Origin of the sequence: Sphingomonas yantingensis, assembly GCF_014199325.1 — a bacterium.
In the GTDB taxonomy this organism is placed as follows: domain Bacteria; phylum Pseudomonadota; class Alphaproteobacteria; order Sphingomonadales; family Sphingomonadaceae; genus Sphingomonas; species Sphingomonas yantingensis.
Genome location: NZ_JACIJJ010000004.1, coordinates 411,390 through 424,297, shown reverse-complemented (window position 1 = coordinate 424,297; position 12,908 = coordinate 411,390). Strand labels below are relative to the sequence as shown.

The 12,908-nt window shown below is 68.2% G+C and carries 11 protein-coding genes; 4 read left to right on the top strand and 7 right to left on the bottom strand.

Annotated features, from left to right (window positions below; genetic code table 11):
- Positions 1-2: 2 nt before the first annotated feature.
- Both FHR19_RS14695 and FHR19_RS14690 read right to left on the bottom strand, forming a co-directional pair.
- Entirely contained in the window at positions 3-653 is a 651-nt protein-coding gene (locus tag FHR19_RS14695; RefSeq protein ID WP_184029858.1) for a peptidylprolyl isomerase, read from the bottom strand.
- Positions 654-658: 5 nt separating this feature from the next.
- Entirely contained in the window at positions 659-2,917 is a 2,259-nt protein-coding gene (locus FHR19_RS14690; RefSeq protein ID WP_184029855.1) for an NADP-dependent malic enzyme, read from the bottom strand.
- 160 nt (positions 2,918-3,077) lie between these two features.
- On the opposite strand from FHR19_RS14690, the gene mutS reads away from it, so the two are divergent.
- From mutS to FHR19_RS14670, 4 genes are all read left to right on the top strand, one after another.
- Positions 3,078-5,657, top strand: a complete 2,580-nt coding sequence (gene mutS, locus FHR19_RS14685; RefSeq protein ID WP_184030196.1) for a DNA mismatch repair protein MutS — start codon at positions 3,078-3,080, stop codon at positions 5,655-5,657.
- A gap of 147 nt (positions 5,658-5,804) precedes the next feature.
- On the top strand, positions 5,805-6,122 hold the full coding sequence (locus FHR19_RS14680; protein ID WP_184029853.1) for a glycine zipper 2TM domain-containing protein: 318 nt from the start codon (positions 5,805-5,807) through the stop codon (positions 6,120-6,122).
- Positions 6,123-6,212: 90 nt separating this feature from the next.
- A complete protein-coding gene (locus FHR19_RS14675; RefSeq protein ID WP_184029850.1) occupies positions 6,213-6,641 on the top strand; it encodes an OsmC family protein in 429 nt (142 codons plus the stop codon).
- A 55-nt stretch (positions 6,642-6,696) separates the two neighbouring features.
- Entirely contained in the window at positions 6,697-7,899 is a 1,203-nt protein-coding gene (locus tag FHR19_RS14670; protein ID WP_184029848.1) for a glycosyltransferase, read from the top strand.
- Between the two features lie 129 nt (positions 7,900-8,028).
- On the opposite strand, the gene FHR19_RS14665 is transcribed toward FHR19_RS14670, so the two are convergent.
- Genes FHR19_RS14665 through FHR19_RS14645 form a run of 5 tightly spaced genes read right to left on the bottom strand, consistent with a single transcriptional unit; the run spans position 8,029 to position 12,429 of the window.
- Positions 8,029-8,352: a YbaB/EbfC family nucleoid-associated protein gene (locus FHR19_RS14665; RefSeq protein WP_184029846.1), complete on the bottom strand. Its 324-nt coding sequence runs from the start codon at positions 8,350-8,352 to the stop codon at positions 8,029-8,031.
- Positions 8,349-9,986, bottom strand: a complete 1,638-nt coding sequence (locus FHR19_RS14660) for a DNA polymerase III subunit gamma/tau (RefSeq protein WP_425505972.1) — start codon at positions 9,984-9,986, stop codon at positions 8,349-8,351. The genes FHR19_RS14665 and FHR19_RS14660 overlap by 4 nt, the downstream gene beginning before the upstream one ends.
- A 43-nt stretch (positions 9,987-10,029) precedes the next feature.
- The gene (locus tag FHR19_RS14655) at positions 10,030-10,515 is read right to left on the bottom strand and encodes a glutathione peroxidase (RefSeq protein WP_184029843.1); all 486 of its coding nucleotides are present in this window, start codon (positions 10,513-10,515) and stop codon (positions 10,030-10,032) included.
- A complete protein-coding gene (locus FHR19_RS14650; RefSeq protein ID WP_184029840.1) occupies positions 10,512-11,186 on the bottom strand; it encodes an ABC transporter ATP-binding protein in 675 nt (224 codons plus the stop codon). Before FHR19_RS14650 ends, FHR19_RS14655 begins: the two co-directional genes overlap by 4 nt.
- Positions 11,179-12,429, bottom strand: a complete 1,251-nt coding sequence (locus FHR19_RS14645) for a lipoprotein-releasing ABC transporter permease subunit (protein ID WP_184029837.1) — start codon at positions 12,427-12,429, stop codon at positions 11,179-11,181. The genes FHR19_RS14650 and FHR19_RS14645 overlap by 8 nt, the downstream gene beginning before the upstream one ends.
- Positions 12,430-12,908: the final 479 nt, after the last annotated feature.

The window sequence follows — 12,908 nt, the reverse complement described above, 5'->3', positions numbered from 1 at the left end:
CGTCAACGCTTCTGAAAGAGCAGCCACATGCGCGGGCGCCCGGTCGGTTTCTTGACGCCATCCATACGCTCGACGCGCAGGATCGGGATGGGCTTCAGGATCATCTGGCCCTTCATCGCGTCAAACCCGCCGCCGGTCGGCACCGCTAGGATGCGCTTGGCCACCGCCATGCCGGCGATCACCCGCCCGAACGCGGCGTAACCCATATAGCCCTCGCGCCCATCCAGCTGCGGTGCCGGGCCGACACAGATCACCCAGTTGCCGCCCGCGGACTTCGGATCGGTCCCCCGCGCCATCGAGATCGCGCCATCGACGTGCCGCAGCCCGGTCTTCGTCGTCGGCTCGAACGGAAAGGGCGGCAGGATGCGACGCGCGTCGGTCTGGATGCCGCCCTGGATGAAGCCGGTGCCGGGCACCTTCTTCGAGCGCGCGGCGCGATAGAAGCGCGTGCCGTCGAACCGCTCGTCATCGACATAGGCGAGGAAGTTCGCCGTCGTCCCCGGCGCACGGCGCGTGTCGAGCGCGACGATGATGACGCCGGCGGGCGTGACGATCCGCACCCGCACCACCGCCGGCTCACGCGCCGCCGCCCGTGCGCGCGGGATCGCGAGCAGGCCGAAGCCGCCCGCGATCAGCCCGCGCCGCGTCAGCATAGACTTCAGCGCGCCATGCCCCCCGCCGCCAGCACCGCCAACGTCACCAGGTCGCTGGCCGTCGCGGTCATCGGCGCGATCTGCACGTTCTTTTCCATGCCGATCAGCATCGGCCCGATCATCTGGTCGCCGCCCAGCTCGCGCAGCAGCTTGGCCGAGATGTTGGCCGACTGAAGCCCCGGCATGATGAGGACGTTGGCCGGTTCCGATAGGCGCGCGAACGGATAGTTCGCCAGCTGCTTGGCATTGAGGGCCACATCGGGCGACATCTCGCCCTCATATTCGAAGCCCGGCTCGCGCTTGTCGAGTTCCTTGACCGCGCCGCGAATGTTGTCGAGCCACTTGCCCTCGGGATTGCCGAAGGTGGAATAGCTCAGGAACGCGACGCGCGGTTCGTGGCCCATGCGGCGCGCGACCTGTGCCGTCGCCTCGGCGATGTCGGCCAGTTCCTCGCCGGTGGGACGTTCGTTGACCGTGGTGTCGGCGATGAAGACGGTGTGCGTCTGGCCAACCAGCACGTGCGCGCCGAACGGCGTGCGGCCGGGCGCCGGATCGATGACGCGGCGGATCTCGCGCATCGACTGGGCATAGGCGCGGGTGACGCCGGTAATCATCGCGTCGCCCTCCCCCAGCTGGAGCAGCAGCGCGCCGAAGATGTTGCGGTCCTGATTGACCATCCGCTCGCATTCGCGGCGCAAAAAGCCGCGCCGCTGGAGTCGGGCATAGAGGAAGTCGACCATCGCGGGCACGAGCGGCGACACGCGACTGTTATGCACCTCGAAGCTCTCGGGATCGGCGACGCCGAGCGAGCGCAGGCGGTCGTGCACGTCGTCGCGTCCGACGAGGACGGGCGTACCATAACCGCCGTCGCGGAACGCGATCGCCGCGCGAAGCACCACTTCCTCCTCGCCCTCGGCGAAGATGACGCGCTTCGGCCGCGCCCGCGCGCCCTCATAGGCCAGGCTCAGCACCGCGGTGGTCGGGTTGAGCCGCGCGCGCAGGCTGGTGCGGTAGGCGGGCATGTCGAGGATCGGCCGCGTCGCGACGCCCGAATCCATTGCCGCCTTGGCGACCGCGGCCGACACGACTTCCATCAGGCGCGGGTCGAACGGCGCGGGGATGATGTATTCGGGGCCGAAGCTGTGCTGCACACCGTACGCCGCCGCCACTTCGTCGGGCACGCGGTCGCGCGCCAGTTCGGCGATCGCGTTGGCCGCGGCGATCTTCATCGCATCGTTGATGCCGGTCGCGCGCACGTCGAGCGCGCCTCGGAAAATGAAGGGGAAGCCGATGACGTTGTTGACCTGATTCGGATAGTCCGAGCGGCCGGTCGCGATGATCGCGTCGGGGCGCGCCGCCTTCGCCAGTTCGGGGCGGATCTCCGGCTCGGGATTGGCCATCGCGAAGATGATCGGCGCGGGGGCCATGTCCTTGACCATCTCGGGCTTCAGCGCGCCCGCGGCGGACAGGCCGAGGAACACGTCGGCGCCGTGCAGCGCTTCGGTCAGCGTCCGCGCCTCGGTCGCGGCGGCGTGCGCCGACTGCCACTGGTTCACGCCGTCGCGGCCCTGATAGATCACGCCGGTGCGATCGCACATGATGACGTTGTCGTGGCGCACGCCCATCGCCTTGACGAGTTCGGTGCAGGCGATCGCCGCCGCCCCCGCGCCGTTGACGACGATCTTGATGTCCTGAAGCCGCCGCCCGGTCAGCAGGCAGGCGTTGATGAGCCCCGCGGCACAGATGATCGCGGTGCCGTGCTGGTCATCATGAAAGACCGGGATATTCATCCGCTCGCGCAGCGTCTGCTCGATGATGAAGCATTCGGGCGCCTTGATATCCTCGAGGTTGATGCCGCCGAAGCTCGGCTCCATCAGTTCCACCGCATCGATGATGCGGTCCACGTCCTCGGTCTTCAGTTCGATATCGATCGAATCGACGTCGGCGAAGCGCTTGAAGAGCACCGCCTTGCCCTCCATCACGGGTTTGGAGGCGAGCGCGCCGAGATTGCCCAGGCCGAGGATCGCGGTCCCGTTCGAGATCACGGCGACGAGATTGCCCTTTGCGGTATAGTCGTAGGCGGTCGCCGGATCCTCCGCGATCGCCTTTACCGGCCATGCGACACCCGGCGAATAGGCGAGCGCCAGGTCGCGCTGCGTCGTCAGCGGCTTCGACGCGATGATCTCGATCTTGCCCGGCCGGCCCTCGGCATGAAAACGCAGCGCCTCGCGCTCGGTGAACTGGTCGGCGGGGATCTCGGTCATGCTGGGCGGCGCTCCGGGGACGGGAATGACGCTACGGCTCTTGGCCGCTAAGCCAGCGAACCGCAACCCCGCTAGGCAAGGCGGTAGCCGCCGCCTAAAGGCCGGGGATGATTGCGGACGCCCCCTTTCCCCGCCTATGACGACCACCGCCCCAACGCCGATGATGGCGCAATATCTGACGCTCAAGGCGGAAGCCGGCGATTGCCTGCTCTTCTACCGCATGGGCGACTTTTTCGAATTGTTCTTCGACGATGCGAAGATCGCCAGCGCCGTGCTCGACATCGCGTTGACCGCGCGCGGCGAGCACGAGGGCGAGAAGATCCCGATGTGCGGCGTGCCGATCCACGCCGCCACCGCCTATCTCCAGCGGCTCATCAAGGCGGGGCACCGCGTTGCCATCGCCGAACAGGTCGAGACGCCCGAGGAAGCCAAGAAGCGCGGCGGGTCGAAGGCGCTGGTCGCGCGCGCGATCGTGCGCGTCGTCACAGCCGGCACGCTGACCGAGGAGGCGCTGCTCGATTCGCGCGCCGCCAATTGGTGTGTCGCGGTGGGCGAGGCGGGCGGTGAGGTCGCGGTCGCCGCCGCGGACGTGTCGACCGGCCGGTTCGAGCTGTTCGAAACCGATGCAGCCGCATTGGGCGCGACGCTCGCCCGCCTGTCACCGGCGGAGGTCATCGCCGCCGAGGGGTCGGCGGTCGAGGCGACAGCCTATCGTCCGCGCGGCGAATTCGACAGCGCCAAGGGCGAAGCGCGGCTGAAGGCGCTGTACGGTGTCGCGACGCTCGACGGGTTCGGCCAGTTCGACCGCGCGTCGCTGGCCGCCGCCGGGGGCCTCGTCGCCTATCTCGACCATACCGCCAAGGGCGCGCTGCCGTTCCTGCGCCCGCCGGTCCGCCACGCCGGCGGCGCGACGATGGCGATCGATGCGGCGACGCGTGAGAGCCTCGAACTCACACAGACACAGGCGGGCGCGCGGACGGGCAGCCTGCTCGATGCCGTCGATCGCACCGTGACGGGCGCGGGCGCGCGGCTGCTCGCCGCCGACCTGTCCGCCCCGCTGATGGAGGCCGAAGCGATCGGCGCGCGGCTCGATCTCGTCCAGCGGTTTCATGACGAAGGAAGCTTGCGCGAGCGGGTCCGCGCCAAGCTGCGCGCGCTGCCCGACATCGGTCGCGCGCTCGGCCGGATCGTCGCGGGGCGCGGCAGCCCACGCGACCTCGGCCAGCTTCGCGACGGGCTGGATGCCGCGTGGCAGCTCGGCGAAAGCCTGTCGAAGCTCGCCGCGCCGCCGCCGCTCCTGACCGACCTCGCCCCGCGGCTGCAGGGGCACGGCGCGCTCATCGACCTGCTCCAGCGCGCGCTCGTGCCCGTGCCGCCGATCGAGGCGGCGCAGGGCGGCTATATCGCCGAGGGGTTCGACCCCGCGCTCGACGACCTACGCGCGACGGGCGCGGGCGGCCGCCGCGTCATCGCCGCGCTGGAGGCCGAGTATCGGACGCGCACCGGCATTTCGGCGCTCAAGATCCGCCACAACGGCGTGCTCGGCTATCATGTCGAGGTGCCCGCCCGCGGCGCCGACAAGCTGATGGCCGAGGGGAGCGGCTTCACCCATCGCCAGACGCTGGCCGGTGTCGTCCGCTTCAACGCCCCCGAACTGCACGAAGCCGCGCTCAAGGTCACGCAGGCCGGCAACCACGCACTTGCGGCCGAGGCCGCGCATCTCGAAACGCTGATCGAGGAAGCGATGGCGCGGCGCGAACCGATCGCCGCCACTGCCGACGCACTCGCCCGGCTCGACGTGTCCGCGGCGCTGGCCGAACGCGCGATCGAGGGGGGCTGGTCCCGCCCCGCGCTCGTCGATCATGCCTGTTTCGAGATCGAGGGCGGCCGCCATCCGGTCGTCGAGGCGGCGCTGGCCAAGCGGGCCGAGCGCTTCGTCGCCAACGACTGTTCGCTGGGCGAGGACTCGCGCCTCTGGCTCGTCACCGGGCCGAACATGGGCGGCAAGTCGACCTTCCTGCGCCAGAACGCGCTGATCGCGGTGCTTGCGCAAGCGGGCAGCTATGTCCCCGCGACGCGTGCGCGCATCGGCCTGGTCGACCGCCTATTCAGCCGCGTCGGCGCCAGCGACAATCTCGCACGCGGGCGCTCGACCTTCATGGTCGAGATGGTCGAGACCGCCGCGATCCTGGCACAGGCGACCCCGCGCAGTTTCGTCATCCTCGACGAGGTGGGGCGCGGCACCTCGACCTATGACGGGCTCGCCATCGCCTGGGCAGTGGTGGAGGCGATTCATGAGGTCAATCGCTGCCGCTGCTTGTTCGCGACGCACTATCACGAGCTTACCCGGCTCGCCGAACGCTGCCATGCGCTGCGCCTCCACCATGTCCGCGCGCGCGAATGGAAGGGCGATCTGGTCCTGCTCCACGAACTCGCCCCCGGTCCCGCGGACCGCAGCTATGGCCTTGCCGTCGCACGGCTTGCGGGCTTGCCCCCGGCGACGGTCGCGCGCGCCAAGTCGGTGCTGGCGAAGCTCGAGGCGGGGCGCGCGAAGACCGGCGGACTTGCCGCCGGCCTCGACGACCTGCCGCTGTTCGCCGCCGCGGCTGAGCACGAAGCGCAGGCCGTGGACGCGCTGCGCGAGAAACTGGCCGGGATCGACGTCGATGCATTGTCCCCGCGCGAGGCGCTGGATGCACTATATGCGCTGAAGTCGATCGCGGCCGAATCTGCGCGCTAGATGAACGACGATCCCACGCAGCGTTCAGGCTCACATCCCTAGAAGAACCTCACCGGGAACGCTGATTCGGCTGAACGTTTCGTTCATGAAACCCTTCGCCGCAATCGACGTTCAGAGGGGCGAGATTGATACTAGGGAGTTACTATAATGCGTAATCTGATGATGGCCGTTGCGGCCGCTGGTCTTCTGGTTCCCGCCACCGTCGTCCTGCCGACCGACAAGGCGGAAGCGTCGATGCAGAAGCGCTACAAGTATCGCGAGTGGCGCGGCCGTGACGGTCGCCGTTATTGCCGCAAGCCCGACGGCACGACGGGCCTGCTGGTCGGCGGCGTCGCCGGTGCCCTCGTCGGCCGCACGATTGACACGCGCGGCGACCGCACGCTCGGCACGCTGCTCGGCGCCGGTGCAGGCGCGCTCGCGGGCCGCGAGATCGAGCGTAGCGGCAGCCGCGGTCGCTGCCGCTAAGCCGAACGGTCTGAAATGAACGGAGGGGCGGGCATCCTTTGCCCGCCCCTTTCGTTTGTCCGGCGCATTCCACCAAAGGAGAAGCCGGAAATGACAACCCGCAGCGCAAGTGCGAAGTATGAGGGCCTTGGCAAGGACGGCAAAGGCCACGTCTCGCTTCAGTCGGGCGTGCTGACCGACCAGCCCTATGGCTTCAACACCCGGTTCGAAAACGAGCCCGGCACCAATCCCGAAGAACTGATCGCCGCCGCCCATGCGTCGTGCTTTACGATGGCGCTGAGCTTCGCGCTCGCCGGGGCCGGCCACAAGGACGGGACGCTAGAGACGACGGCGAAGGTCGCGCTCGAAAAGGACGGCGACGGGTTCAAGGTCACGCGCTCCGACCTCACCCTGATCGCGCACGTCGATGGCATCGACGCCGCCGAGTTCGAGAAGATCGCCGGCGAGGCGAAGGCCGGATGCCCCATCTCGAAGCTGCTCAATGCCGAGATCACGCTGGAGCACACGCTGAACGCGTAAGCCGATACGCGGGAAGGTGGCGGATCGTTTAACCTTCCCGCGCTAATCGGGGGCGATGCTGCGCGTTCTCACGCTCTCCACCCTGTTTCCCGATGCCACGCGGCCCAATTTTGGCGTGTTCGTAGAGCGCCAGACGCTGGGGCTGGCGGCGCTGCCCGATACCGAGGTTCGCGTGGTCGCGCCGGTCGGGTTAGCGCCCTTTCCGCTCTCAAAACATCCGAGCCATCGTAAACTCGCCGCGCTGCCCCGCCACGAGACGTGGAAGGGACTGTCGGTCGAGCGGCCACGATTCCTCAATATACCGGCAACGAGCGGGCGCTTTCATGCGGCGATGCTGATACGCGCGCTGGTCCCGGCGCTGACCAGCATTCGCCGCGATTTCGCCTTTGACGTGATCGACGCGTCTTTCTTCTTTCCCGATGGCCCGGCGGCGGTGGCGTTCGGCAAGCGGTTCAGCGTGCCGGTGTCCATCAAGGCGCGCGGGGCCGACATCCATCACTGGGGACGCGCCGCCCCTACGCTCGATGCCGTCCGGCACGCGGGCGGCGCGGCCGATGGCCTCCTCGCCGTCAGCGCGGCGATGCGCGAGGATATGATCGCGCTGGGGATGCCGAGCGATCGGATCGCGATTCACCATACCGGCGTCGATCAGGCGCGCTTCCGCCCCGACCTGGCGGCGAAGGCGGCGCTTGGGGTCACCGGGCCGCTGGTCGCCTCGGTAGGTGCGCTGATCCCGCGCAAGGGGCACGGGATCGTGATCGAGGCGGTGGCGCGGCTGCCGGGCGTGTCGCTGCGTATCGCCGGTGAGGGGCCGGAACGCGCTCGGCTTCAAGGCTTGATCGACGCGTTCGATGTCGGGGATCGCGTACGGCTTCTCGGGCCGGTGCCGCATGACGCGCTCCCGCCGCTGCTCGCTGCCGCCGACGTGATGGCGCTGGCCTCCTCGTCGGAGGGGCTGGCGAACGCCTGGGTCGAGGCGCTGGCGAGCGGGACGCCGCTCGTCATTCCCGACGCCGGCGGGGCGCGCGAGGTGGTTGATCGGGCGGAGGCGGGGCGGATCGTCGCGCGGACACCTGAGGCGTTTGCCGAAGCGATCGATGGCTTGTTGCGGGTGCCCCCGGCGCGCGAGGCGGTTCGAGCGACTGCCGCGAAGTTTACCTGGGAGCGGAATGCTCAAACGCTGCGGGCGCACCTTGCGGCGCTGGTCGAGAAGAAGAAGAAGAAGAAGAAGCGGGACCCCGGATCAAGTCCGGGGTGACGTTGGGGAGAAACGCTCCCCTCGCCACACCGTCATCCCGAACTTGATCCGGGATCCCGCTTCTTCCTTCTTTATCGCGATCGGGATGGGGCGCCCGATTGTCAGCGCGGCACCGCCCCCTGGTCCAAATCAGAACGGCAGCTTGAACCCCGGCGGCAACGGCATCCCCGCGGTCAGCTTCGACATTTCGGTCGAGCTTGCCGCATCCGCCTTGGCCCGAGCGTCGTTGAGCGCGGCGGCGATCAGGTCTTCGAGCACACCCTTTTCGGCAGGGTTCAGCAGCGAGTCGTCGATCGAAACGCCGATGATCCGCCCCTTGGCACTCGCGCGCACCTTGACCAGGCCGCCGCCCGACACGCCCTCGACCTCGATCGTGTCGAGCGCCGCCTGTGCCTTCGTCAGCTCGTTCTGGACGTTCTGGGCCATCGCCATGATGTCGTCGAGATTCTTCATGTCATGCTCCGTCGGGTCTTGGGGCCGACGAGCTCGGCGCCGGGAAAGGCGGCGAGCGCGGCGGCCACCACGGGGGTTTCACGGATCGAGGCCTCAAACGCCTCGTCGTCGGCGCGTTCGGCCTCGCGCAACGAAGGCGTACCGGGCGCGTCGCTGGTCGTGACCTTCCAGCGGGTGCCGGTCGCGGTCTTGAGCGCGTCCATCAGTTCGCGCGGAAAGTCCGAGGGGATAGGGCGCGCGGTCGACAGCTCGATCTCGGGCGGCTCGATCCGCACCGGGCGCGCATGATTACGCCATGCCTCGGCCAGCGCCATCCGGCCGGTCTGCGCGATCGTGTCGCCGATCGCCTCGGCGGTCGAGGGGAGCGCCGGCGCCGTGGCGGGCGCGGGCGGCGGCGGCGCGGTAGCAGCAGGCGCGACCTGCACCCCGCCCTCGCGAATCTGGCGCGCCAGCTCGCCCGGATCGGGAAGCTGCGAGGCGTGGACGACGCGCAGCAGCGCCATTTCGCACGCCTCGATCGGCAGCGCCGCACGGCCGACTTCCTCATGCCCCTTGAGCAGCAACTGCCAGAGGCGATGGAGCAGCGGGAAGGACAGGCGCGAGGCCCATTCAGCCAGCGCCTCCCGCTCCTCAACGGGCTGCGCGGGATCGGCGGGCGTGCCGACCTTGACCAAAGTGATGCCGTGCACCGCTTCCAGTAGGGTGCGCATCACCGCCTGCGGATCGACGCCAAGGTCGTACTGGCGGCGCAAGGCGGCGAGCGCCCCCGCCCCGTCGCCGGCGAGCAGATGGCCGAACAGTTCGCGCACCGCGCCGCGATCGGACAGGCCCAGCATCTCGCGCACCGCATCGGCACGCACACCCCCGCCCTCCAGCCCCGCATGGGCGATGGCCTGATCAAGGATCGACAGGCCGTCGCGCGCCGACCCCTCCGCCGCGCGGGCGATCAGCGCCAGTGCCTCGGGCTCGGCCTCGAACCCCTCTTCGCCCACGACATGCGCGAAATGTGCGGCGAGCTTGTCGGCGGGGATGCGGCGCAGGTCGAAACGCTGGCAGCGCGACAGGACAGTGATCGGGACCTTGTTCACCTCGGTCGTGGCGAACAGGAACTTCACGTGGGCGGGCGGTTCCTCCAGCGTCTTCAGAAGCGCGTTGAACGCGTTCTTTGACAGCATGTGGACCTCATCCACGATGTAAATCTTGTAGCGGGCAGAGACCGCGGCATAGCGCGAAGCCTCGATGATCTCGCGCACGTCGTCGACGCCGGTGTGGCTCGCGGCGTCCATTTCGATCACGTCGATATGGCGCCCCTCGGCGATCGCCCGGCACGGCTCGCAGACGCCGCAGGGGTCGATCGTTGGGCCGCCCTCACCGTCCGGCCCCACGCAGTTGAGCGCCTTGGCGATCAGTCGCGCGGTCGAGGTTTTGCCGACCCCGCGCACGCCGGTCAGCAGGAAGGCGTGGGCGAGCCGGTCGCGCTTGATCGCGTTGCCCAGCGTCTGGACCATCGCGTCCTGGCCGATCAACGCGGCAAAGGTCTGCGGCCGGTATTTGCGCGCGAGGACGCGGTACGCCTCGCCCTTCGGCGCCGGCGGCGCGGGCGGTTCGCCCAGATCGAAACCCATCTCGTCCATCGCGATCAATCTAGGGGCTGGGGCCGGCGGGCGATAGCCCCCGTCAGCGCTGGAGCGCCTGCTGGATATCGGCCTCGATCGCCTCGGGCTTGGTCGTCGGCGCATAGCGTTCGATGACGCGGCCATCGCGGCCGACCAGGAACTTGGTGAAGTTCCACTTGATCGCCTCGCTGCCGAGCAGCCCCGGCGCCTCGTGCTTCAGATGCCGCCACAGCGGCGCGGCATCGGCGCCGTTGACATCGACCTTGCCGAGCACCGGGAAGGTCACGTCGTAGGTGAGCGAACAGAAGCTGGCGATCTCCGCCGCGTCGCCCGGCTCCTGCGCGCCGAACTGGTTGCAGGGGAAGCCGAGGACGGTCAGCCCCGCGCCCTCATGCGCGCGATGAAGCGCCTCGAGCCCCGCATATTGCGGCGTGAACCCGCATTTGGAGGCGACGTTAACGATCAGCAGTACGCGGCCCCGATAGGCCGACAGGTCGGTCGTGCTGCCGTCGGCGGCGGTGACGGGGATCGTGTAGAGGTTGGTCATTCGAGCACCCCTTCATGCAGGCGCACGACGCGGTCCATCCGCGCCGCGAGCCGTTCGTTGTGCGTCGCGACCAGCGCCGCCGATCCCTCACCGCGGACGAGGCGAAGGAACTCGGCCAGCACGACGTCTGCTGTCGCCTCGTCGAGATTTCCCGTGGGTTCGTCGGCGAGCACCAGCGCCGGCCGGTTCGCGAGCGCGCGGGCGACCGCCACGCGCTGCTGCTCGCCGCCCGAGAGCTGGCTCGGCCGGTGGGTCAGCCGGTGGCCGAGGCCGAGCGCGGAGAGCAGCCGTTCGGCGCGGTCGGCCGCTTCCTTTTCGCCCGCGCCATGGATGAGCTGCGGCAGGACGACGTTCTCCGCGGCGGTGAAGTCGGGGAGGAGGTGGTGGAACTGATAGATGAAACCGAGGCGATCACGGCGCACTTCGGTCCGCTCGGCGCTGTTGATCTGTGCGACTTCCTGTCCGGCGATGCGGATCGAGCCCTGGAATCCGCCCTCTAGCAGCCCGACTGCCTGGAGCAGCGTCGACTTGCCCGATCCGGAGGGGCCGAGCAGCGCGACGATCTCGCCCGGGCCTACGGTCAGGTCGATGCCGCGCAGCACCTCGATCGTGGCACCGCCCTGCGTGAAGCTGCGCGTCAGGCCGCGCGTGGCGAGGATCGGCTCACTCATAGCGCAGCACCTGCACCGGATCAGTGCTCGCCGCCTTGAACGCGGGGTAGAGCGTCGCGAGGAAGCTGAACACGAATGCCATCAGCGCGATGCCCGCAATCTCCACCGGATCGGTCTTCGACGGCAATTCGGTGAGGTAACGCATCGACGGGTCCCAGATCTGCTGCCCGGTGACGGTGCCGATGAAACTCAGCACCCCCTGCCGGAAATAGAGAAGAATGAACCCCATCACGAGCCCGGCGATGATGCCGAGCGCGCCGATCGTCGTCCCCACGGTCACGAAGATGCGGATCAGCCCCTGCCGCGTCGCGCCCATCGTGCGCAGGATCGCGATGTCGCGCGTCTTGGCACGCACCAGCATGATGAGCGACGACAGGATGTTGAAAACCGCGACGAGGATGAGGATCGACAGCACGGTGAAGGTGACGAGCCGGTCGACCTGGAGCGCCTCGAAAATCTCCGAATTGAGCCGCCGCCAGTCGTTGAGCTGGCCCTTGGCGCCAACCTTGACCGCCAGCGGCGCGAGGATCTGCTCCACCTTGTCGGGGTCCACCGTGTCGATCTCGATCATGCCCACCGAATCGCCCATCAGGAGGAGCGTCTGCGCATCCTCCATCGGCATGACGACGAACGCCTTGTCATAGTCATAGACGCCGACCTCGAAGATCGCGGCCACCCGGTAGGAGACGATGCGCGGCACCGTTCCCATCGGCGTCGCCACCCCCTGAAAACTGATGAGCGAAATCTCGCTGCCCACCGTCGCGCCGAGCTGTTGCGCAAGGCGCGAGCCGATCGCGACGTTGCCGCTGCCGGGCGTCAGCTGCTTCAGGTCGCCGAACACGACATTGTCGCGGATCGTCGGGTTGCCGCGGATATCCTCGACCCGCATGCCGCGCAGGATCACCGCCTCGGTCCGGCCGTTATAATCGGTCATCAGCGGCTGCTCGATCAGCGGCGTCGCGCTGGTCACGCCCTTGGTCGCCTTGGCATCGTCCAGCACCTCGCGCCAGTCGCGAAGCTGGCCGGCATAGCCCTGAACCACCGCATGACCGTTGAGGCCGACGATCTTGTCGAACAGCTCGGCACGAAAGCCATTCATGACGCTCATGACGATGACGAGCGCGGCGACGCCGAGCATGACCGCGACCAGGCTGATGCCCGCGACCAGGAAGATGAACGCCTCGCCCCGTCCGGGCAGCAGATAGCGCCGCGCGATCATGCGCTCGTAGCGCGACAGGATCATGGATTGGCCTTGATAAAGGGGATCATTCGCGCCCGCCTTAGCAGCGTTGTGGAGGGGTGCAATCGGGGCTGTTGCCGAATGAACACATGGTGAAGCGATTCGGAATCACGTTGCTCGATTGTGAATGACAGATGGATGACGGAATCGTAATCAAGCTCTCACGAAGCTCAGGCAAACAGGCCGTGGTTCGGGGAGGTTCCAGTCCCGCCTTGCCGTAAGGTAAAGTGCGAGTGGACGGAGCCAACATTAGGGGGCTGACGAGCGATCGTCACGCAGGCGCCCGGGCTGCAACATGCGGCCCGGGCGTTTGCCGTTTCAGGCTTCTGCGATCCATCGATGTTGCTCGTCATCCTTGACCTAATCCGGGATCCCGCTGCCTGCTGGAACGATAGAACAAGAGCAAGCGGGACCCCGGATCAAGTCCGGGGTGACGGTAGAGAGACTGTCTTCGCCAATCGGCACCGCACCGTCCCTAGCGA

What these genes read in the sequence shown, in the direction of transcription:
- FHR19_RS14695 (WP_184029858.1), bottom strand. Translation starts at nt 653, where the DNA reads ATGCTGACGCGGCGCGGGCTGATCGCGGGCGGCTTCGGCCTGCTCGCG.
- FHR19_RS14690 (WP_184029855.1), bottom strand. Translation starts at nt 2,917, where the DNA reads ATGACCGAGATCCCCGCCGACCAGTTCACCGAGCGCGAGGCGCTGCGT.
- mutS (WP_184030196.1), top strand. Translation starts at nt 3,078, where the DNA reads ATGATGGCGCAATATCTGACGCTCAAGGCGGAAGCCGGCGATTGCCTG.
- FHR19_RS14680 (WP_184029853.1), top strand. Translation starts at nt 5,805, where the DNA reads ATGCGTAATCTGATGATGGCCGTTGCGGCCGCTGGTCTTCTGGTTCCC.
- FHR19_RS14675 (WP_184029850.1), top strand. Translation starts at nt 6,213, where the DNA reads ATGACAACCCGCAGCGCAAGTGCGAAGTATGAGGGCCTTGGCAAGGAC.
- FHR19_RS14670 (WP_184029848.1), top strand. Translation starts at nt 6,697, where the DNA reads ATGCTGCGCGTTCTCACGCTCTCCACCCTGTTTCCCGATGCCACGCGG.
- FHR19_RS14665 (WP_184029846.1), bottom strand. Translation starts at nt 8,352, where the DNA reads ATGAAGAATCTCGACGACATCATGGCGATGGCCCAGAACGTCCAGAAC.
- FHR19_RS14660 (WP_425505972.1), bottom strand. Translation starts at nt 9,986, where the DNA reads ATGGACGAGATGGGTTTCGATCTGGGCGAACCGCCCGCGCCGCCGGCG.
- FHR19_RS14655 (WP_184029843.1), bottom strand. Translation starts at nt 10,515, where the DNA reads ATGACCAACCTCTACACGATCCCCGTCACCGCCGCCGACGGCAGCACG.
- FHR19_RS14650 (WP_184029840.1), bottom strand. Translation starts at nt 11,186, where the DNA reads ATGAGTGAGCCGATCCTCGCCACGCGCGGCCTGACGCGCAGCTTCACG.
- FHR19_RS14645 (WP_184029837.1), bottom strand. Translation starts at nt 12,429, where the DNA reads ATGATCCTGTCGCGCTACGAGCGCATGATCGCGCGGCGCTATCTGCTG.